This is a genomic window from Ilumatobacter sp., assembly GCF_030065885.1.
Lineage (GTDB): Bacteria > Actinomycetota > Acidimicrobiia > Acidimicrobiales > Ilumatobacteraceae > Ilumatobacter.
Map to the genome: position 1 here is coordinate 1 of NZ_JASJCS010000014.1, position 21,579 is coordinate 21,579.

16 protein-coding genes are annotated in these 21,579 nt (G+C 69.4%); 5 read left to right on the forward strand and 11 right to left on the reverse strand.

The window, feature by feature from the left end; genetic code table 11:
* Positions 1-1,229: SNF2 helicase-associated domain-containing protein (locus QNJ12_RS05255; RefSeq protein ID WP_300619818.1), on the reverse strand; the 1,229-nt coding region annotated here is incomplete at its 3' end.
* Between the two features lie 94 nt (positions 1,230-1,323).
* Between QNJ12_RS05255 and QNJ12_RS05260 the strand changes: the two genes are divergently transcribed.
* Complete coding sequence (locus QNJ12_RS05260) at positions 1,324-2,154, forward strand: DUF3445 domain-containing protein (protein WP_300619820.1); 831 nt, start codon at positions 1,324-1,326, stop codon at positions 2,152-2,154.
* 58 nt (positions 2,155-2,212) lie between these two features.
* Positions 2,213-2,683, forward strand: a complete 471-nt coding sequence (locus QNJ12_RS05265) for a hotdog fold thioesterase (protein WP_300619823.1) — start codon at positions 2,213-2,215, stop codon at positions 2,681-2,683.
* On the opposite strand, the gene QNJ12_RS05270 is transcribed toward QNJ12_RS05265, so the two are convergent.
* The 7 genes from QNJ12_RS05270 to QNJ12_RS05300 form a co-directional block, all read right to left on the reverse strand.
* Positions 2,632-3,954: an ABC transporter substrate-binding protein gene (locus QNJ12_RS05270; RefSeq protein ID WP_300619826.1), complete on the reverse strand. Its 1,323-nt coding sequence runs from the start codon at positions 3,952-3,954 to the stop codon at positions 2,632-2,634. The two genes, QNJ12_RS05265 and QNJ12_RS05270, sit on opposite strands and share 52 nt — an antisense overlap.
* 59 nt (positions 3,955-4,013) lie before the next feature.
* Positions 4,014-4,784, reverse strand: coding sequence for an ABC transporter ATP-binding protein (locus tag QNJ12_RS05275; RefSeq protein WP_300619829.1), 771 nt, complete (start codon positions 4,782-4,784; stop codon positions 4,014-4,016).
* 199 nt (positions 4,785-4,983) lie between these two features.
* Complete coding sequence (locus QNJ12_RS05280) at positions 4,984-5,772, reverse strand: ABC transporter ATP-binding protein (RefSeq protein ID WP_300619832.1); 789 nt, start codon at positions 5,770-5,772, stop codon at positions 4,984-4,986.
* 107 nt (positions 5,773-5,879) lie between these two features.
* Positions 5,880-7,367, reverse strand: coding sequence for an ABC transporter substrate-binding protein (locus tag QNJ12_RS05285; RefSeq protein WP_300619834.1), 1,488 nt, complete (start codon positions 7,365-7,367; stop codon positions 5,880-5,882).
* A 142-nt stretch (positions 7,368-7,509) separates the two neighbouring features.
* Positions 7,510-8,820 carry a branched-chain amino acid ABC transporter permease gene (locus QNJ12_RS05290; protein WP_300619837.1) on the reverse strand — a complete coding sequence of 437 codons (1,311 nt, stop codon included), beginning with the start codon at positions 8,818-8,820 and terminating at the stop codon, positions 7,510-7,512.
* 82 nt (positions 8,821-8,902) lie between these two features.
* A complete protein-coding gene (locus QNJ12_RS05295) occupies positions 8,903-9,901 on the reverse strand; it encodes a branched-chain amino acid ABC transporter permease (protein WP_300619840.1) in 999 nt (332 codons plus the stop codon).
* Positions 9,901-11,769 carry a long-chain fatty acid--CoA ligase gene (locus QNJ12_RS05300; protein WP_300619843.1) on the reverse strand — a complete coding sequence of 623 codons (1,869 nt, stop codon included), beginning with the start codon at positions 11,767-11,769 and terminating at the stop codon, positions 9,901-9,903. The genes QNJ12_RS05295 and QNJ12_RS05300 overlap by 1 nt, the downstream gene beginning before the upstream one ends.
* A 335-nt stretch (positions 11,770-12,104) precedes the next feature.
* Here QNJ12_RS05300 and QNJ12_RS05305 point away from each other — a divergent pair, with 335 nt between their 5' ends.
* Both QNJ12_RS05305 and QNJ12_RS05310 read left to right on the forward strand, forming a co-directional pair.
* Entirely contained in the window at positions 12,105-13,919 is a 1,815-nt protein-coding gene (locus tag QNJ12_RS05305) for an acyl-CoA dehydrogenase (protein WP_300619845.1), read from the forward strand.
* 116 nt (positions 13,920-14,035) lie between these two features.
* Positions 14,036-16,528 carry an AAA family ATPase gene (locus QNJ12_RS05310; protein WP_300619847.1) on the forward strand — a complete coding sequence of 831 codons (2,493 nt, stop codon included), beginning with the start codon at positions 14,036-14,038 and terminating at the stop codon, positions 16,526-16,528.
* A gap of 184 nt (positions 16,529-16,712) precedes the next feature.
* Here QNJ12_RS05310 and QNJ12_RS05315 read toward each other — a convergent pair whose 3' ends face one another.
* The 3 genes from QNJ12_RS05315 to hisD all read right to left on the reverse strand — a co-directional run bounded on the left by QNJ12_RS05315 (position 16,713) and on the right by hisD (position 20,124).
* Complete coding sequence (locus QNJ12_RS05315; protein ID WP_300619849.1) at positions 16,713-18,026, reverse strand: HAMP domain-containing sensor histidine kinase; 1,314 nt, start codon at positions 18,024-18,026, stop codon at positions 16,713-16,715.
* Positions 18,027-18,038: 12 nt separating this feature from the next.
* The gene (locus QNJ12_RS05320) at positions 18,039-18,719 is read right to left on the reverse strand and encodes a response regulator transcription factor (protein ID WP_300619851.1); all 681 of its coding nucleotides are present in this window, start codon (positions 18,717-18,719) and stop codon (positions 18,039-18,041) included.
* An 88-nt stretch (positions 18,720-18,807) separates the two neighbouring features.
* The gene (gene hisD, locus QNJ12_RS05325) at positions 18,808-20,124 is read right to left on the reverse strand and encodes a histidinol dehydrogenase (RefSeq protein WP_300619958.1); all 1,317 of its coding nucleotides are present in this window, start codon (positions 20,122-20,124) and stop codon (positions 18,808-18,810) included.
* A 151-nt stretch (positions 20,125-20,275) separates the two neighbouring features.
* Here hisD and QNJ12_RS05330 point away from each other — a divergent pair, with 151 nt between their 5' ends.
* Complete coding sequence (locus QNJ12_RS05330; protein WP_300619854.1) at positions 20,276-21,550, forward strand: adenylosuccinate synthase; 1,275 nt, start codon at positions 20,276-20,278, stop codon at positions 21,548-21,550.
* Positions 21,551-21,579: the final 29 nt, after the last annotated feature.

Here is a 21,579-nt window from a genome sequence, read left to right on the forward strand (position 1 = left end):
TCGGTGATCGGCGTGTCGTCGATCAGCGCCGTCCACTCGACGAGCGCCTCCTTGCCGAATCGGCTCCGCCGATCGTCGGCAGGGGACTCGGATGCCGTCCCGCGAACCGAGACCTTCGCCCGGACGAGATGCTCGGGGCCGATCAGCTCGATGCCGAGACGTTCGAGCTCGGCCGGTGCGATGTCGATGAAGTCGTCGGCCTCCTCGAGATCGAGCTCGACCGAGGCCGGCTCGGCGACCTCGGCGAACGACCCGAGGCCCGGGACCGCCGGACCCACCGACGCCGCGAGCGCGGCGACCTCGTCGGCGAGTGCCGGCAGCCGGCCCGATCCTCCGGCCAGGTCGTTCGCCCGAGCCGTGGCCGCCCAGACGTCGGCCGCCGTGCACCACCGACCCGGATCGGCATCGTCGACGAGCTCGAGCTCGACGAGCCACGGATCGCCCGGATCGTCGGGGATCGTCAAACGGATGCGGCCGCGCACGACCGGCTCGCCCGCCAGCCGCCGCCGATGCCGGTCGAGCGTCCGCGACAGGTCGGCGACGGCGTCGTGGAAGTCGTCGCTGCCGGACCGGATGACCGGATCGGGCTTGGCGAGCGCTGCGAACACCGCACGGATCGCCTGCACGTCGACCGACCGCTTGCGCCCGAGATCGGGCCGCCACCCGCCGTGATGGAGCACCGCGCGCCCGAGGCCGTCGACGAGCGACGTGACGATGTCGGCGGTCGACGCCGACGAGCCGTTGCGGCAGATCGCAGGTGCGCTCGCGGCGGCGTGCGCCAGTGCATCCCGATGCAACTCGTCGAGCACGGGTCGCCATCGTGCGACGGTGAAGGGGCCCTCCTCGACGACCAGCGGCGTCACCCGGCGTGCACCGACCAGCCGAACCGCGAACTGGGTGAGCCGGGCGAACCACGCCAGGGAGGCGGAGAGCTCGTTGCCGGTCGGTGTCTCGGACAGCCAGACCGATGCCCCGAACGCGTCGAGCTTGACCACCGGCACCGATCGCTGACCGCCGTCGGGCAGCTCGATCTGGAGGCGGCTCAGCTCGCCGTACGAGATCGGCGAGTCGTGCCACCCGCCGTCGCCCTCGCCGCTCCACCGGCTGCGGCCGAATCCGCCGTACAGCCAGGCGGCGGACGCCGGCGACTCACCGTTCCACCCCCACACGTGCAACGCGCCGGACCGCCACGTCCCCTGTGCGATGTGCGGGGCACGTTCGCGGGACATACCCCGAGGGTATCGACGGGCTGTGCTGCCGTCGCGCCGGCTCCTGACCGACCCACCGCATCGGTCCGTTCGGCGCGTCAATACACTGGCCGTCGTGGACGCGCCCCGGTACGAGCCGTATCGAGACGTCGCCGCCGAGCCGTTCCGCTGGCGGCTCGGGCTGCGCCCGCTCGACCTGCGCGACTGGTTGGAGGTCGACGAGCACCGTGCCGCCGACCTGGCTCGCAAGCGCGCCGTGATGGCCGAGCACCCGCACACCGCCTTCCGTGTGCTGCCCGACGTCGAGACCGAGAGCGCCGAGGTGCTCGCGGCGGTCGTCGAGCACCTCGCCGAGCATCACCCCGACGTCGACCTCGCCCGCGAACGCGAAGCGGTTCGATCGCTGCATCCCCTCGACGCCGCCGGCCGCCTCGTGCAGGAGGACCTGGTGATCATGGTCGAACGCGGAGGCCGGCTGATCTGCGGCGGCGGCAGTGTCTGCTTCCCGAATCGGTGGGATCTGCCGTCGAAGGTCGGGCGCTCGATGGCCGAGATCCACGCGCCGGTGCCCGGCCTGAACGATGCGCTCGGCGAGCCCGTCGACCAGGTGCTGGCGCGGCTCGCTCCGGGTCGTGCGTACTGGCGGCTCGGCTGGGGGATCCTCGACACCGACGAGCTGTACCAGCCGCTCGACGGCACGGCGCCCGCGCGCCCGGCCGCGGCGGCGCCGATCGACCATCACCTGCGCGTCGAGCGCGAGACGCTGCGCAGGTTCCCCGGCTGCGTCCTCTTCACGATCCGCACGCACCTGACGCCCCTCGCCACGCGTTCGGTCGACATCGCTGCGCTGTCGGCCGCGCTCGACGCGATGCCCGACGACGTCGCGCAGTACAAGGAGCTCGACCGGGTCGGCCCGGCGATCGCCGCCTGGCTCCGCGAGCCGTGACCATTCGACGGCCGCGACCACTCGCCGGTCGGCATCGTGCGGCCGTAGTGTCCTGCTGATGGATCACGACGCCGTCGCCCGGGCGATGTACGCGCGAGACGCGACCGCCGACGCGTTCGGCATCGACCTGGTCGAGGCGAGCCCCGAGCGAGCGGTGGTCACGATGAAGGTGCGGCCGGACATGTGCAACGGCCTCGACGTCATCCATGGTGGGATGACGTTCCTGCTCGCGGACAGCGCGATGGCGTTCGCCAGCAACTCGACCAACGAGCGCGCGCTCGCGTCGTCGGCCGAGATCGACTGGCTCGCTCCGGCCACGACGGGCGAGCTGCTGACGGCGACGGCGCATCGGCGAGCCGCGGCCGGCCGGACGACGCTCTGGGACATCACCGTCGAGGCGTCTCGTGGCGACGACGCAACCCTCGTCGCCATCGTCAGGGGGCGCACGCGCACCGTGCGCGGGCAGATCGTCGAGGGTCAGCCGGCGCAGGGCTCCTCGAACACGAACGATTCGGCCGCACCCGACTGATACGGGCCGTCGAGCGCGATGTAGCCGAGGTTGACGTCGGGGCCGTCGCCGAGTCGGCCGGGCCGGTACGCGCCGAGCGACACGTCGTAGTGATACGTGCTGCGGACGACGTCGTCCGCGCCGCCCGACGACCACGACTGGGCCGGCGCCAGCGCGCCGAGGTCGACCTCGAACCCATCGGCGGCTGCGACGACGGCGTCACGGGTCAGGTCGTCGTCGGCCGCGCGGGTCAGCAGGCGATGGGTCACCGTCGCCTCGAGCCAGCCCCTGAGGAAGGCATCGGTCGCCGGCGTGTCGGATGCGTCCGCCGTGCCGGCGATCTCGTCGACGATCGTGTCGGTGATCTCGCCGACGTCGGTGTCGCTCCACACCGCGAACGGCGACGTGTGCACGTACGCCGCGTCGGCGGCCTCGGCGAGCGGCGTGCGGAGCAGGTCGGCGCTCCAGGTCTCGGCCGAGCCCGACCAGACCGCGGACAGCCCGGCAGCGTGGGCCGGACCGAGCAGCTGCGCCAGGTTCGACGGATCGGCGGCGACCCACACGAGGTCGGGCTCGGCGGCGACGAGCGTGTCGACGACGGGACCGAGGTCCGCGCCGCCGACCAGCGCGGCCTCGCCGTCGAAGACGAGCGTGAGGCCGAGCAGGGCGGCGGCCAGCCTGGCGCCGGCTGCCGAGTCGGCGCCGTCGTCACCGGCCTCGGTGACGATCGCGAGGTTGCCACCGCCCGCCTGCGAGCGGATGAAGCTGACCCCGTTCATCGCCTCGATGCACAGGCTCGCACCGAGCGACAACGTGTTGGCGCCGAGCTCGTCGTCGTGCCACCCCGAGTACCTCGACGACGTGATCGCGACCAGGCCGGCTGCGACCCGTTGGTCACGTGTGGCGGCGGTCGCCTCAGTGCCGCTCGAGTGCCCGACGACGACGATCGACGGGTCGGCGACGATGGCGGTGGTGTTCTCCACGTGCGTGGCGAGGTCGCCACCGTCGTCGAGCACGACCAGCTCGACCGGCCGGCCCGCGACGTCGTCGACGGTCTTCCAGTAGGCCTCGTGCCCGTCGACGACACCCGACGCGCCACCTCCAGAGATGCTGCCGTTGAGCGCGACTCGGATCGGCGGTACAGGCGTGTCCGAGTCGGTCGCAGCAGTCACCGCGGACGCGGCCGTGCTCGCCGGCGGTGCCGACGAGGCGACCGTCACGTCGGGGTCGGCGTCGGAGCCCGAGCTGCACGCGCCGAGCGCGGCGAGCAGCAGGGCGGTCGCGCGTCGCATCGGGGCGAACGTAGCCCCTCCGTCGGCCCGCCGATCGTCGCCGGCGCGGCGTCGACCGCTCAGGCGAACTCGGAGCCGAGGTAGGCGGCGATGACGTCGGGATTCGCCTGGACCTCGTCGGGAGTGCCGAGGGCGATCCGCTCGCCGAAGTCGAGCACCATGATGCGGTCGGCGATGTCCATGACGAGACCCATGTCGTGCTCGACCATGATGATCGAGATGTTGAGCTCGCGCTTGATGTCGAGGATGAACCGGGCCATGTCCTCGGTCTCCTCGAGGTTCATGCCGGCGACCGGTTCGTCGAGCAGGAGCAGCTCGGGTTCCATCGCGAGCGCGCGGCCGAGCTCGACGCGCTTCTGGAAGCCGTAGGGCAGCAGCGCAACGGGATGCTTGCGCCACGCCTCGATCTCGAGCAGGTCGATGATGTCCTCGACCCTCCGCCGATTGGCGATCTCTTCCTTCTTCGCGGCGCCGAGCCAGATCGCGCCGGCCAACCACGATCGTTGCATGCGGATGTGGCGGCCGGTCAGCAGGTTGTCGATCACCGTCATCTGCGGGAACAGCTCGATGTTCTGGAACGTGCGGGCGATGCCGAGCTGCGCGACCCGGTCGGGCCGCATCCCCATCAGCGACTCGCCCTTGAAGTGGATGTCGCCCTCCTGCGGGCGGTACACCTGCGAGATCGTGTTGAAGATCGACGTCTTGCCGGCGCCGTTCGGCCCGATGATCGAGAAGAGCTCGCCTTCTTGCACATCGAACGACACGTCGTTGATCGCCGTGACGCCTCCGAAGCGAAGCGTGATGTCATTGACCTCGAGCAGCGTCGTCACGAGAACCTCCGAGACATGATGGCCACCGACGCGGTCCCCGGTGGGGGTGGCGTGGAGGGGGCGAATGGTCGGCCCCCTCCACCATCGACCGATCCGGCTCGGCCGGTCGGTCGATCACGACTGAGTGCGCCGAAGGCGCTCGAGTGACTCCGAGGAACGGAGTCGAGCGAGCGCAGCGAGCGAGCGAGCGACGAGGCGCTCACGACGCCCACCGCTTGCGGCGCTTGTAGTGCTTGACGTCCTTGAAGGACTTCTTCTCGCCCTCGTCGCCGTGGAGGCCGAGGTAGAACTCCTTGACGTCGTCGTCGGCGAGCAGCTTCTTGGCGTCGCCGTCCATGACGACCTTGCCGGTCTCCATGATGTAGCCGTAGCTGGCGATCGACAGCGCCATCATCGCGTTCTGCTCGATCAGCAGCACGCTCGTCCCCTGCTGGTTGATCTCGACGATCGTGTCGCGGACCTGCTCGACGAGCTTCGGGGCGAGGCCCAACGACGGCTCGTCGAGGATCAGCAGCTTCGGCTCGGCCATCAGCGCACGCGCGATGGCGAGCATCTGCTGCTCGCCACCCGACAGCAGGCCGGCGGTCTGCCCACGCCGGTCCATCAGCCGCGGGAACAGCTCCATCACCCGGTCGTAGTTCGCCGACTCGTTCGAACGGTTGGTGAAGGCGCCGGTCACGAGGTTCTCGTCGACGCTCAACTCGGCGAAGATCCGCCGGCCCTCCATCACCTGCGAGATGCCGCTCCTGACGATGTCGGCCGGGTTCTTCTCGGTGATCTCGGTGCCGTTCCAGGAGACCGAGCCCTTGGTCGTCTTGCCCTCGTGGACGTCGAGCAGGCCGGTGATGGCGCGTGCAGTCGTGGTCTTGCCGGCGCCGTTCGACCCGAGCAACGCCACGATCTCGCCGTCGGGCACGTCGATCGAGAGCCCGCGCAGCACGAGGATCACCTCGTTGTAGACGACTTCCAGGTTGGCGACTTCGAGCATCGATCGCTCCAGACGAGGGCTCGGTCAGCGCACGCCAGAGCGACGCACGCCGGTGGCGATCGTGGGCCGGGCGACGAACGCCCGGCCCACGACGGCCGATGGATGGGTCAGGAGCTGGGCTCGATGCAGGGACCGTCGAACTGGTAGCTCTCGGCCACGCTGCCGACGAAGTCGGCCTCGATCACGTCGAGTCCGGTCGAGCCGGTGTTCTCGGGCGTGTACTCCGACATCGGGATGATGTTGAAGTTGTCGAGGTTGACGTCGTAGATCCAGCTCGAGCGGACGACGGCGGCGTTGTAGTCGGGCGGCCACGACTGGTTCGCCGACAGACCACCGAAGTCGACCTCGAGACCCGAGTTGGCCAGTGCGACCATGTTCTCCCGGGTCATGTCACCCTGATCGATGGCGGCCTTGATCAGCGTCTCGGCCATGATGCCCTCGATCCAGCCCGTGGTGTACACGTCGGAGATGTTGAGGTCGGGACGGCGAGCCGTCATCTCGCTGACGAGGTCCTCCATGAACGGGATGCCCTCGGTCGCCCACGGTGCCTGGTAGTACGACTGGAAGTAGAACTGGTCGAACTGCTCCGCGAAGTCGGACGGCATGTGCACGAGGTAGTTGAACGACGGCGAGTTGCCCGACCAGAAGCCCTCGAAGCCCTGGCTGACCGCGTTGCCGAAGATGTCCAGCAGCTCGCCCGGCGTGAGCGTGGTCCACACGATCGTCGCCCCGGAGTTCACGAGCTCGGAGATGATCGCCGTGCGGTCGTCGCCGGCGACGGCACCGGTGCCGTCGTAGACGATCGGGATGCCCAGCTCTTCCGCGGCGATGACCGCGCCGGCCGAGCCGTCCTCACCGTACTCACCGGGACGACCGATGATCGCCAGCGACGCCTCCAGGCCCTCGCCCTCGACGTAGCCCTTCAGCCACTCGACGCCGTTCATCGACTCGATGCAGTACGTCGTCTGCTTCTCGAGGATCGTCGCGCCGAAGTCCGGGTCGGGCCACAGCGACGCCCAGCTGAGCGGGATCACGAGCATGTTGTCGTCGGCGGCGTCGGGGGCGATCGCCGACGTGATCGGAGAACCGGTGTTCTCGGTGATCATCAGCACACCCTCTTCGCTCTCCTGCGCCATCTCCTGGTAGTTCTGGATGCCGACGTCGGTGGCGTAGCCGCTGTCGAGCACGACCGGCTCGACGGTCCAGCCCTGGTAGCCGCCGTTCTCGTTGAAGACCTCCCAGTAGACCTCCTGGGCGGCCACGATCTCCTGCACCAGCGAGGCGAACGGCCCGGACAGGTCGGCGTTCAGGCCGACGCGGATGACCTTGTTCTCGGCGTCGACGCCGAAGTCGGTCACGACCTCGCCGCCTTCGTCTTCGGCCATGTCATCGCCTTCGTCTTCGGCCATGTCATCGCCCTCGTCTTCGGCCATGTCATCGCCTTCGTCTTCGGCCATGTCATCGCCCTCGTCGGCGGCGTCATCGCCGTCGTCGGCAGCGTCGCCGTCGTCGGCGGCCTCGGCCTCGGTGGTGTCGGCGCCGTCGCCGTCATCGTCGTCGTCGCCGCATGCCGCCGCCACGAGGGCGAGCGCCACCAGCGGGGCGATGTATGTGGACCTTCTTCTCATTGTTCCCCCTGTGTGCTGGGTTTGGGGCACCGTGCGGTGCCCACACCTGACGCCGCCACGGTAGTTCGGCGACGAGATCGATTCGAAGCGCGGGTGCCCGCGCGTGTCATCAGTAGCTGAACGGCCACCGCTTCCAGTAGTTGCGGATCTTGACCCAGATGCCGTAGAGGCCGAGCGGCTCGAAGATCAGGAACACGATGATCAACACGCCGTAGATCACGAAGTTCCAGAAGAAGACGCTCATCGGCCATCCCGGTGACGAGGGGACGATCGAGATCGGCCCGAAGTCGCCCGAGCCCTCGGTGATCAGGACCTGCGCGAACCAGCCGATCGGCCCACCGGTCTGGGTCTGCTCGCCGAGCCACTCGGTGAACGTCTTGACGATCTCGGGGATCAGCTCGACGAACACCGTGCCGAGCAGCGTGCCGGTGATCGTGCCGACACCGCCGATCAGCAGGATCGCGATGAAGTCGACCGAGAAGATGAGGTTGAACTGGACCGGCGACACGCGGCCGTTGTACGACGCGAACAACGCGCCGCCGATGCCGGCGTAGAACGAGCTGATCGCGAACCCGATCAGCTTGTACTTGAACTCGGGGACGCCCATCACCTCGGCAGCGATGTCGCGGTCGCGGATGGCCTGCAGCGCACGCCCGGTGCGGCTGCGGATGATGTTCTTGGCGATGACCGCGAAGATCGCCACGAGCGCCAGGAGGAAGAAGAACTGCTTCTGCTCCTCGGTGAGGAAGATCAGCCCGAACCACTCGCCGTCCTCGGTCAATTGGACGAGCGGCGTCTCCTCCTTCCACAGCTTGATGTCGAGCGACGGCCAGCGACGGCCCGACTCGAAGTCGCCGGCGTACTCGGGCAGCATCCGGCCGAGGTGGAGGCCGATGAACACCAGGCCGAGCGTGACGATCGCCAGGTAGAGGCCACGGACCTTGACCGCGGCCGGCGAGACGAGGATGCCGATCAACGTCGCACCGATGCCGGCGGCGGGCAGCCAGATCCACATCGGGAGGCCGAGGCCGCACTGACTGGCCTCGTCGAGCAGGCCGAGCTCGTCGTGGAACGGAACACAGGCCTGCCACTCGTCGCCGTTGCCGCCCAGCGCGACGGCGATGTAGGCGCCGTTGCCCATGAAGAACGCGTGGCCGATCGACACCTGGCCGGTGACGCCGACCAGGATGTTGAAGCCGAGCGCAGCGATCGCCAGCGGGAGCAGGTTGGTGACCGGGTTGATCCAGGTCGAGCCGAGCAGCCATTCGGGAAAGGCCGAGGCGAACCCGCCGTCGGTGGCCTGGAGTCCCATGAGCACGAGGAACAGGAGGAAGACAGCCATCGCGCCCTTCTGGAAGGCGGTGGGCAGCATCTCGGCGTCCTGCTCGTAGGACGTCCGGAGGAGCGGGCGACCGAACATTCAGCGCCCCCGTTCCGCGGCCGGCGCCGACGACGACGTGGTGATGGTGATGGTGGCGGCGGTGATGATGATGATCGTCACGTCAGACCCTCCGCACTTCTGGCGTCCCGAACAGGCCGTACGGTCTGACGAGCAGCACGATGAGCATCACGATGTACGGCACGATCGTCGAGTAGCCCGACCCGAGCGTCGAGTTGTACTGCGACAGGTACTCGCCGGCGAACACCTCGGCGCCTGCGATCATCAGCCCGCCGTAGACCGCACCCGACGCCGAGTCGAGCCCGCCGAGCACGATCACCGGCAGCACGCGCAGCGCGAGCACCTGGTGGATCTCCTGGCTGACCTGCCCGCCGGGCGGGAACGGGGCCATGCCGTAGACGATCGCGCCGAGCGCTGCCAACGCCGCACCGAGGGCCCACGCGATGGCGAAGACGCGGCCGACGTTGATCCCCTGCGCCATCGCCGCCTCCTGGTCGAAGGCCACCGCCCGCATCGCCACGCCGAGCCGTGAACGGTAGAAGACGATGACGACCGCGCCGGCGATCGCCGCCATGATCATCGCCGCGACGTACGACTTCGGGATCAGCGCCTCGCCCCACGTCCACGCCTCGGCGCCCCACGGAACGTTGAGGCTGCGGGCCTCGAGCGCCGTGGCATCGAGGTTGAACGGGCGGATCGCGATCTCGATGCCGAGCGTGATGACCGCCATGGCGAACAGCGGCTGACCGACCATCGGCCGGATCGTGACGCGCTCGATGAACAACCCGAAGAGCGCTGCGATCGCGAGCGCGAGCACGAGGTTGACGATCCACAGGAGGATGCTCGGTGTCTCGCCCGCGTCGGGGGCGAGCGGGTTGTCGAACGGCAGCAGCGGGAGGCCGCCGTCGGCGATGAGGATCGTCATGAACATCGCGCCGGCCATCGAGATCGCGCCGGCGGCGAAGTTCAGGACCTGGGTCGCCTTGAAGATGATGACGAAGCCGAGCGCGATCATCACGTAGACCGACCCGAGCGCCAAGGACTTGACGAGCGTCTGGACGAACGTCGACGCGGCGCTCGCGAGGAGGATCGTGGCGGCCATCAGTACATCGACTCCACGAGGTCGCCGTAGGCCTCGAGCATCGAGCTGCGCTTCAGCTTCTGCGTGGCGGTCAGCTCGCCGTCCTCGTGGTCGAGCTCCTTGGGCAGCAGCGCGAACTTGCGCACGTTCTCGACACGGGCGAACTTCTCGTTCGTCTGCTGGACGACCTGGTCGATCAGCTCGATCACCTCGGGCTTCTCGGTGAGGTCGCGGTACGTCGTGTAGGGCAGGTTCTTGCGCAACGCCCAGTCGGCGACCGTCTCGAGCTCGATCCCGATCAGCGCGGTGAGGTACTTGCGGCCCTCACCGATGACCATCGCCTCGTTGACGTAGGGCGACGTCTTCAAGCTGTTCTCGATCTCGGACGGCGAGATGTTCTTGCCACCGGACGTGATGATGATGTGCTTGATGCGGTCGACGATGCGGACGTGGGTGCCGTCGACCCACTCGGCGACGTCGCCGGTCATCAACCAACCGTCGTCGGTGAACGTCTCGGCGGTCTTGTCGGGCTTGTTCCAGTAGCCCTTGAAGACGCCGTCGTGCTTGGTCTGGATCTCGCCGGTCGCTTCGTCGATGCGGAATCCGATGCCCGGGTACGGCTCGCCGACCGTGCCGAGCTTCATCCGACCGACGAAGTTGGCGGTGGCGATCGCCGAGTTCTCGGTCATGCCGTACAGCTCGAAGACCGGCACGCCGAGCCCGATGAAGAATTCGAGCACCTCGGGGGCGATCGCTGCGGCGCCCGAGCTGGCGTAGCGGCAGCGGCGCAGGCCGATCCGCTCGCGCAGCGCCCGGAACACGAGGAGCCACCCGATGGCCGCCAGGATGCGCGAGGCGATCGTGTGGTTCCCGTCGTTGGCGACCTTGATCTTGCCGATCCGTGCGGCGAGGCCGAGTCCGAGCCTGAGCATCTGCTTCTTGAAGAAGCTCGCATCGTTCGCCTTGATGAGCGCGACGGCGTGGAGCTTCTCCCAGATGCGCGGCACGGCGAAGAAGATCGTCGGCTGGACCTCGCGGAGGTTCTCGTTGACGGTCTCGATCGACTCGGCGAAGTTGAGCACCGGGCCGGCACCGACCATGGTCCACGTCGAGAAGATCCGCTCGGCGACGTGGCACAGGGGCAGGTAGGTGACGATCTGGTCCTTGGGGTTCGGGCCCTTGCCGGGCACCCGCTCGTCGGCGTTGACGATCTTGTCGATGCAGAACGCCGAGTTCTTGTTGGTGAGCATCGCGCCCTTGGGCGGGCCGGTGGTGCCCGACGTGTAGACCAGCGTCATCACATCGCCATCCTCGGCGGCCGCCATCCGGTCGGCGACCGCGGTCGGGTTCGCCGCGCGGTGCTCGCGACCCATCTCGAGGAAGTTGTCCCAGAAGACGAGCCGCTCGTCGTCCTTGCCGACCATGCCTCGCGGCTCGACGAAGATGATGTGGCGCAGATTGGGGAGCTTCTCACGGCCGATCTCGTCGACCTTGTCGTACTGCTCCTCGTCCTCGGCGAAGTGCACCGTCGCGCCGCAGTCACCGAGCAGGTACTCGACCTCGGCGGCCGGGTTGGTCGGGTAGAAGCCGACCGTGATGCCGCGCACGGCGACGGTGGCGAGGTCGAGGATGACCCACTCGGGGCGGTCCTCGGCGTGGATCGCGACACGGTCGCCGGGTTCGACCCCCAGCGCGAGCAGACCGTGTGCGGCCTGCTCGATCAGGTCCCACGTGGTTCCCCAGTCGTACTCGCGCCAGATGCCGAAGTCCTTCTCGCGCATGGCGACCTGCTTCGGCGCCCGGTCGGCCCAGGCCTTCGCCAGCGACGCGACGGTCGTCGCGCCACTCGTCGCCCGTGCACCGGACGTGGACTGCTCGGTCAGCGTCATGTCATCCCCTCAACGTTGGACACAGCTTCGGACACGTGATTCCCCCTCGTCGACGCGACGCCGGTCGCCCCGCGCCGCCGTCTGCGGTCGCAAGTTAGCAGGACCGGTTTCGGCGATCTCAAAGCGGACGCGGACCGACCGACACCGCCTCGTGGTTCGCTTCGCGACCCGGTTCGGGACGACGGGACGCGAGTGCCGTACCGCGCGCTCGACGGAGTTTGTCCCCGGGCCGCTCACGACCGAAACTGGTGGCTGGACGTTGCCCGATCTCGGGGCATCGGACGCCGGCCGGGACGCAGTCGCCCGGTCGGTCGCCAACGACAGAAGGACCAACCGTGAGCGACTACTCCCCTCCCCTCAGCGACATCCGATTCGTCATGGACCATGTCGCCGACCTCGAGTCGATCGTCGGCACCGATCGCTTCGGCCACGTCGACGCCGAGACGATCCACGACGTGCTCGCCGAGGTCGGGCGCTTCATGGCCGAGGTCGTCGCGCCCACCAACCGCGACGGCGACACGATCGGCGCGACGTGGCACCCCGACGGGTCGGTCACGCTGCCCGACAGCTTCAAGCCCGCCTACCACAAGTGGGTCGAATCGGGCTTCGGCGCGATGCCGTTCGACCCCGACTACGGCGGCGCCGGGTTCCCGTGGATCACGGCGATCGGCGTGCAGGAGATGTTGACGAGCGCCAACATGGCGTTCTCCCTCTGCCCGCTGCTCACGCAGGGCGCGATCGATGCGATCCACGCGCACGGGTCCGACGACCAGAGGGCCACGTACCTCCCCAAGATGCTGACCGGCGAGTGGACCGGCACGATGAACCTCACCGAACCGCACGCGGGCTCGGACGTCGGCGCCGTCACGACGAAGGCGGTGGCCGCGGCCGACGCCTCGGAGCGCTGGGGTGAGGGCGCCTGGCGGATCACCGGTCAGAAGATCTTCATCACATGGGGTGAACACGACGTCGCCGACAACATCCTGCACCTCGTGCTGGCCCGCACGCCGGGCTCGCCCCCCGGCACCAAGGGCATCTCGATGTTCCTGGTGCCGAAGTTCCTCGTCGAGGCCGACGGGTCGATCGGCGAGCGGAACACCGCGACGTGCGTGTCGATCGAGCACAAGCTCGGCATCCACGGCTCGCCGACGTGTGTGATGTCGTTCGAGGACGCGATCGGCTGGCTGGTCGGTGGCGAGCACGAGGGCATGCGGAACATGTTCACGATGATGAACAACGCCCGCCTGTCGGTCGGACTGCAGGGCCTGAGCATCACCGAGCGCGCCTACCAGCAGTCGCTGCAGTACTCGCTCGATCGCCAGCAGGGCCGGGCGGTCGGGGCACCCGCCGGCACCTCGAGCCCGATCATCGATCACCCCGACGTCCGGCGGATGCTGATGACGCAGCGGGCGTGGATCGACGCGATGCGGTGCCTCGTGTACAGCAACGCCGGAGCACTCGATCGTGCCGACGCTGCCCGGGCAGCGGGCGACGCCGAGGAGGCCCGGTCGTGGCAAGAGCTCGCCGATCTGCTGATCCCGCTCTCGAAGAGCCTCTCGACCGACGTCGCCGACGAGATGACGTCGATCGCGGTCCAGGTCCACGGCGGCATGGGCTACGTCGAGGAGACCGGCGTCGCCCAGCACTACCGCGATGCCCGCATCGCCCCGATCTACGAGGGCACCAACGGCATCCAGGCCGCCGACCTGGTCGGCCGCAAGCTGGGGATGCGCAGCGGTGGTGTCGTCGTCGACCTGCTCGACGAGTTCGAGGGCCGCGCCAAGCAGCTCCACGACATCGACGGCCTCGGCGCGTTCGGTGAACGCCTCACCGAGGCGGTCGAGGCCGCCCGGACGGCGACGTCGCACCTCGTGGCGACCGCGTCCTCCGACCCGCGCTCGCTCCTCGGTGCCTCGGTCCCCTACCTGCGACTGCTCGGCACGACGGTGTGCGGCGGTCTGCTGGCGAAGGCGGCGCTCGCAGCGTCGAACGGTGTCGGCGGCGACGCCGGGTTCCTGGCGGCCAAGGTGGTCAGCGCCAAGTTCTTCGGCGAGCAGATCCTCCCGACCGCGGTCGGGCTGCTGCCGGCGGTGCTGGCGCCGGCCGACGACCTGTACGCGTTGAGCGCCGACCAGCTCGCCGGCACCTGACCGAGGCGCCGCGGCCGGCCCGGCGGCTGCCGGACCGACGGGGAGGCGGCAGACCGACAACAGGAAACTTGAGTCGAGTTGTATCAAGTTTGCGGTCACCCCGGTAGACTCGCCCCATGGCGTTCGATCCGAAGCAGTGGACGATCAAGACCCAAGAGGCCTTCGCGGCCGCCATCGACCAGGCCAAGGCGCGCGCCAACCCCGAGCTGACCCCCGATCACCTGCTCATGGCCATCACCGGCCAGGACGGCACCATCGTGGCGCCGGTGCTCGCCAAGCTCGGCCAGTCGCCCGGCATGGTGCGCGACCGGGCGGCCACTGCGGTCGAGCAGCTCCCCCGTGCCCACGGCGGCGACGAGCCGCGCATGAGCCGCGAGCTCAACAACGTCGTCGACGACGCCGACCGCGCCCGCAAGGACCTGAAGGACGACTACCTGTCGGTCGAGCACCTCCTGCTCGCGATGAACGCCCGGCTCGGCGTGGGCAGCGAGGAGCTGCTCGGCGCACTGCGCGACGTCCGCGGCAGCCACCGGGTCACCGACCAGAACCCCGAGGAGAAGTTCGCCGCGCTCGACAAGTACGGCCAGGACCTCACTGCCGCTGCAGCCGACGGCAAGATCGACCCGGTCATCGGGCGCGACGACGAGATCCGGCGCGTCATCCAGGTGCTGTCGCGCCGCACCAAGAACAATCCGGTGCTGATCGGCGAGCCCGGTGTCGGCAAGACCGCCATCGTCGAGGGGCTCGCCCGCCGCATCAGCGACGGCGACGTGCCCGAGGGCCTGAAGGGCAAGCGCCTCGTCGCGCTCGACATCGGCTCGATGCTCGCCGGCGCCAAGTACCGCGGCGAGTTCGAGGAGCGACTCAAGGCCGTGCTCAAGGAGATCACCGACGCCGCCGGCGAGGTGATCACGTTCGTCGACGAGCTGCACACGATCGTCGGTGCCGGTGCTGCCGAGGGTGCGATGGACGCCGGCAACATGATCAAGCCGATGCTGGCTCGCGGTGAGCTGCGCATGATCGGCGCGACGACGCTCGACGAGTACCGCAAGCACGTCGAGAAGGACCCGGCGCTCGAGCGCCGGTTCCAGCAGGTCTACGTCGGCGAGCCGTCGGTCGAGGACACGGTGGGCATCCTGCGCGGCCTGCAAGAGCGCTACGAGGTGCACCACGGCGTGCGCATCCAGGACTCGGCCCTCGTCAGCGCCGCCGTGCTCTCCAACCGCTACCTGACGAACCGGTTCCTGCCCGACAAGGCGATCGACCTGGTCGACGAGGCGGCCTCCAAGTTGCGGATCGAGATCGACTCGATGCCGACCGAGATCGACGTCGTCGAGCGCCGCATCCTGCAGCTCGAGATCGAGCAGGTCGCGCTCGAGAAGGAGAGCGACACCGCCTCGAAGGAGCGCCTCGATGCGCTGCACGACGAGCTCGCCGAGCTCAACGTCCAGCTCGGCGAGATGAAGCAGCACTGGGAGGCCGAGAAGCAGGCGATCGATGCCATCCGGAACCTCAAGGAAGAGCTCGAGCAGCTCCGCACCCAGGTCGAGCGCGAGACCGACCTCAACCTGGCCGCCGAGATCCGCTACGGCCGCATCCCCGAGCTCGAGCGCCGCGTCGAGGAGGCCACCGCGCACCTCGACGAGCTTCAGGGCGCCCAGCGGATGCTCAAGGAGGAGGTCGACGCCGAAGACGTCGCCGAGGTGGTGTCGAAGTGGACGGGTGTGCCGATGACCCGCCTGATGGAGTCCGAGATGGCCAAGCTGATCCACCTCGAGGACTCGCTGCACGAGCGCGTCATCGGCCAGGACGAGGCGGTCACGGTCGTCGCCAACGCCATCCGGCGCAGCCGCGCCGGGCTCTCCGATCCGAACCGCCCGATCGGGTCGTTCATGTTCCTCGGTCCGACGGGCGTCGGCAAGACCGAGCTCGCCCGAGCGCTGGCGGACTTCCTCTTCGACGACGAACGGGCGATGGTGCGCATCGACATGGGCGAGTACATGGAGAAGCACTCGGTCAGCCGGTTGATCGGCGCGCCCCCCGGCTACGTCGGGTACGACGAGGGCGGTCAGCTCACCGAGTCGGTGCGGCGCCGCCCGTACTCGGTCGTGCTGCTCGACGAGATCGAGAAGGCGCACGCCGACGTGTTCAACACCCTGCTGCAGGTGCTCGACGACGGGCGGCTGACCGACGGCCAGGGCCGCACCGTCGACTTCACCAACACCGTGCTGATCATGACGTCCAACCTGCGCGGCGAGCCGAGCGACTACTTCAAGCCCGAGTTCATCAACCGGGTCGACGACATCATCCGCTTCCGCCCCCTGACCGAGGACGACCTCCGGTCGATCGTCGAGATCCAGCTCGAGCGACTGCGTGAGCGCCTCGCCGACAGGCGGATCACGCTCGAGGTGACGGCCGACGCGATGGCGCAGCTGGCCCGCGACGGGTTCGACCCGGCGTTCGGCGCGCGGCCGCTCAAGCGGGTGATCCAGCGCGAGATCGGCGACCGTGCCGCAGTGCTGATCCTCGAGGGTGCGATCGGCGACGGGGACACCCTCCGGGTCGACGCCGACGGCGAGGCGCTGCACATCGGGGCCGCCGCGGCCTGACCGCCCGACAGGGCCGATATTTGCAGAAACTTGACCGCGGCTTGGCGGCGGTCACACCAATCGATCGGCAAGATGTCGATGTTTCCTTCCGCTCGCCGTCTCCAGGGCTCCCGCCTCCTGGAGGCGGCGATTGGTTTTTCCGCCCGGGCCCGCGACGGTTCGTCGGCGCGGTCGCCGTGGCCGGTCAGGCCGGCTCGTTCTCGACTCGCCGGCCGATGTCGCGCCGATCGCCGTCGGCCACCGAGTCGGTGCTGTCGCGGTCATCGGGCGCGCGATCACCGCGTACGAGCTCGTACCGCATGCGGAGCGGATGGTTGCCCGCGACGTCGAGCGTCGCACCGTCGACCTGTGCCAGGCGTCGGGCGAGGGGCAGGCCGCGACCATGGCGCGCTGCGGGGTCGACCGGGCCGTCGAACAACGTGCGCACGCGCTCGGGGTCGACGCCGGCGCCCTGGTCGATGACCACGACCGACGGACCGTCGAGCATCAGTGTCACCGCGCCGGCGCCGTGGCGGAGCGCGTTGTCGATGAGGATGTCGAGCACCTGCCCGGCGAGCCCCTTGGTGCCGTAGACGGGCGGCGGCGGCCGTGACGTGATCACCGTGACGTGGCGCCGGACTGCGGTGAAGCGCGGCTGCCACTCGGTGGCGTGGTCGTGGACCAGCTGACGGAGGTCGAACACGGTCCGCTCCATGGTGCTCCGGTTGCGGGCCGCTGCGAGCAGCTCCTCGATCGTGGCGTTCAGCTGGTCGGTCTGATCGAGGCCGGCGGTGGCCTCGGCCGCGACGTCGGGATTCCCGCTCATGCTGAGGATCTCGAGGCGCATCGCGATCCCGGCGATCCCGGTTCGAAGCTGGTGGGTGGCGTCCGCGGTGAAGTGCCGCTCGTTGGCGAGCAGCGTGTCGACGCGCTGCGAGCTCGAGTCGAGCGCCGAGCCGATGCGGTCGATCTCGGGGATGTGGGTCTTCGGGAACGGTTGCACGCTGAAGTCGCCGTCGCCGATCCGGCCGGCGCGGGCGGCGAGCCGCTCGAGCGGGCGGGCCAGCTGGAACGCCTGCACCGCAGCGAGACCGGCGGCCGCGAGCAGCGCTCCGAGCGCCAGCATCAGCAGGATGTTGAGCTTGTTGCGGAAGTCCTCGTCGAGCGGGCTGGCGTCGGTGAGCACGATGATCCGCGTGCCGTCGGCCACGATGCGCGTGGCCACGCGCGTGGACTCGACGCCGTCGGGGATGTCCTGCACGATGAGATCGCCGTCGGGGCCGAGGATCTGCAGCCCGTCGTCCGGCCCCAGGAACCCGGCGAACGTGTCCACCGTCGGCCGGCGCCCGCCGCGGATCTCGGTCGACACGACCTCGGCGATCGCGGTCGCCTGTTGCTCGAGGCGCGTGTCGAGCTGCTGCTCGGCCGCGTCACTGACGATCTGACCGACCGGGAACGCCAGGGCGCCGAGCACGACCAGCACGATCGCGATCGTCGAGATGACGAGGCGGCGCCGCACGGCTGCGCCCGCTCAGCCCTCGAACCGGAACCCAACACCTCGAACGGTCACGATCAACGACGGCGGGTCGGTGTCGTCGCCGATCTTGCGGCGCAAGGTCGAGACATGCGTGTCGAGCGTGCGGGTCGAGCCCCAGTAGTTCTCGTCCCAGACCGTCGACATGATCTGCTCGCGGGTGAAGGTGGCGTCGGGCTTGCTCATCAGCAACGCCAGGAGGTCGAACTCCTTGGAGGTCAACTCGAGCTCGTCGCCGTCGAGGTAGGCGCGACGTGACTCGGTGTTGACGCGCAGCGGCCCACCCGACAGCTCACGCGGGATCTGGTGGGCGGCGTCCGCGATGCGGAGCCGCGCCCGGATCCGGGCGACCAGCTCGGCGAGGCGGAAGGGCTTGGGTACGTAGTCATCGGCGCCCGCACCGAGGCCGACGATGACGTCCATCTCCTCGGCCCGCGCCGTCAACATGATGATCGGCATCTCGGGTCGGTCCTCGCGCACCTTGCGGCAGACATCGAGACCGTCGATGTCCGGCAGCGTGAGATCGAGCAGCATCAGATCCGGCCGCCGAGCGGTGACGGCGTCGAGGCCGTCGTTGCCCGTGGCGGCATGGACGGTCTCGAAGCCCTCGGTGACGAGGACACGGAGGAGCGGCTCGCTGATGCGCTCGTCGTCTTCGACCAGCAGGATCGTCGTCACGTTTCGAACTGTAGGTCACCGAGCGTGATCAAGCACGCGCGCACGCTGGATTGGCCGACGCGGCCACCGAGGACGCGGTTCGGCCGCATCATCGACCGGCGCGACGCCGCACCGCCGCCGCGTGCGCCGGGAACCCCTCGTGGTCGGCCAGCGCGGCCACCGAGCCGGTCATGCGCGCAAGGGCCCCTTGGTCGGCACGCGCGATCGCGGTGCGCTTGAGGAACGTGGCGGCCGTGATGCCCGAGCTGACGTGTGCGAACCCACTCGTCGGCAGCGAGGCAGGACAGCCGATCACGAAGTTCGCGGCGCTGAACGGCGTGTGCTGCCCGATGAGGATCTCGCCCGCGTTGACCAGGCCGTCGACCACGTCGTCGACGGCACCGTCGCGGACCACCACCTGCAGGTGTTCCGGCGCGTACTCGTTCGCGACCCCCACGGCGGTGTCGAGGTCGTCGACGACGACGCAGCCGCCGTTCGGGCCGAGCGCGGCCCGGGCGGCCTCGGCGCGTGCCGCGGGGAGCGCGGCGAGCTGGCCGGCGAGTTCGGTGTCGGTCGCACCCACCAGATCGGCGTCGGTCGTGACCAGGACCACCGACGAATCGGTCCCGTGCTCGGCCTCGACGAGGAGGTCGGCGGCGAGCAGCGCCGGGTCGGCCGAGCCGTCCGCGATCACCAGGCTCTCGGTGGGGCCGAGCAGCATCATCGTCGACACGCCGTGACGCTGCATCTCGACCTGCGCGATCGTCACGGCCGGCGAACCCGGGCCGACGACCATGCGCACCCGCGGGATCGTCTCGGTGCCGAAGCCGAGGGCGGCGATGCCGGCGGGGCCGTTGACGCGGAACACGCGGCGCAGCCCGAGCTTGCGGCACACGACGAGGACCGCCGGGTCGACCTCACCGCCGCCACCGGGGGCCGGCGGGACGACGAGCGTCAGCTCGGGCACACCGGCGACGGTGGCGGGCACGGCCAGTTGGTAGGCCACGCTCGGGTAGCTCGCCTTGCCGGACGGGGTGAACAGGCCGGCCGACGAGATGGACGTGATCTTCTCGCCGACGTCGAGGCCGGGTTCGGACTCGAAGGTCCAGTCCTCGAACCGCTCGAGCTGGCGCTCGTTGAACGCGCGCAGGTGGGCGACCGCGTCGTCGATCGCCGCGTCGACGTCGGGGGCGACGACGGCTCGGTCGAGCTCGTCGTCGCTCACGCGCAGATCGCCGGGGCCGAGATCGATGCCGTCGTGGCGCGCGAGTGCGTCGCACACCGCGGCGTCGCCGCGCTCGCGCACGTCGTCGATCAGCTCCGCGATCGACGCCCGGAGCTCACCGGCGAAGATCTCGCCGAGCCCGCGCGCGAACAGGTTGCGCCGGTCGGCGCCGGACATCTCGTGCCACTGCTGGACCCGCATCACGCTCACGTGCGGCAACGGTACCGGCGGACGGGCGCCCGCTCGTCCGCGGTGACCTTTTCGTTCAGATCGGTCGGCAACCACTGGGTCCGCGGGCCGCGGGAGTACAGTCGGGCCACGTTCCAGTCCGCGAGCACCGGGGAGCGTGCCCATGCCCGTCACCGTCGTCGTCGGCGCCCAGTGGGGTGACGAGGGCAAGGCGAAGATCATCGACCTGCTGTCGAAGGAGCACACCTTCGTCGTGCGGTACCAGGGCGGTCACAACGCCGGCCACACGGTGGTGGTCGAGGGCGAGCGCTACGCGCTCCAGCTCGTCCCGAGCGGCGTGCTGTACGACCACGTCGTGCCGATGATCGCCAACGGCGTGGTCGTCGACCTACCGACGCTGTTCGACGAGATCGACACCCTCGAGCGGCGGGGCATCTCGTGCGACCGGCTCCAGGTGTCGAGCCGGGCGCATCTCGTGTTCCCGTGGCATCAGGCCCACGACGCCATCGCCGAGGCGATGCGCGGCGACGACAAGATCGGCACCACGTTGAAGGGGATCGGCCCGAGCTACGCCGACAAGGCTCGCCGGGTCGGTGTCCGAGTCGGCGAAGTGGTCGACGTCGACCGCTTCGCCGACACCGTGCGCGCCCGGGCGATCGCCGAGAACCGGCTGATCGAACAGGCCGGTGGCGACCCGCTCGACGTCGACGAGATCGTGACCCGGTTCACCGACTACGGCCGGCGGCTCCAGCCCTACGTGAGCGACACGGTCACCGTGCTGCACGAGGCTGTCGACCGCGGGGCGCACGTGCTGCTCGAGGGGGCGCAGGCCACGTTCCTCGACCTCGACCACGGCACGTATCCCTTCGTGACGTCGTCGAACCCCACCGCCGGCGGCGCCTGTGCCGGCACCGGTCTCGGGCCCCGCCTCATCGACCGTGTCGTCGGCATCACCAAGGCGTACACGACCCGCGTCGGTGCCGGGCCGTTCCCGGCCGAGCTGCTCGACGCCGACGGCGACGCACTGATCGACGTCGGCAAGGAGTTCGGCACGGTGACGGGCCGACGCCGGCGCGCCGGGTGGCTCGATTGCGTGATGCTCCGACATGCGGTCCGCCTCAACAGCCTGACCGAGCTGGCGCTGACGAAGCTCGACGTCCTCGACGGCTTCGAGACGGTCAAGGTGTGCACGGGCTACCGGCTCGACGGAGTCCCGATCGACCGCTACCCGGACCGCTCCGACATCCTCGCCCGCGTCGAACCCGTCTACGAGACGCTCCCTGGTTGGCAGACCGACCTGTCCCGGATCCGCGAGCCCGGCGAGCTGCCCGTCCAGGCGAAGGACTTCCTCGCCCTGATCGAGGCGCAGGTCGGCGTGCCGGTCAACGTCGTCGGCGTCGGCGCCGAGCGCGACGACTTCCTGTTGTGGACGGCGTGATGTCGGCCCGCCGGACCCGCCGGGGGGTC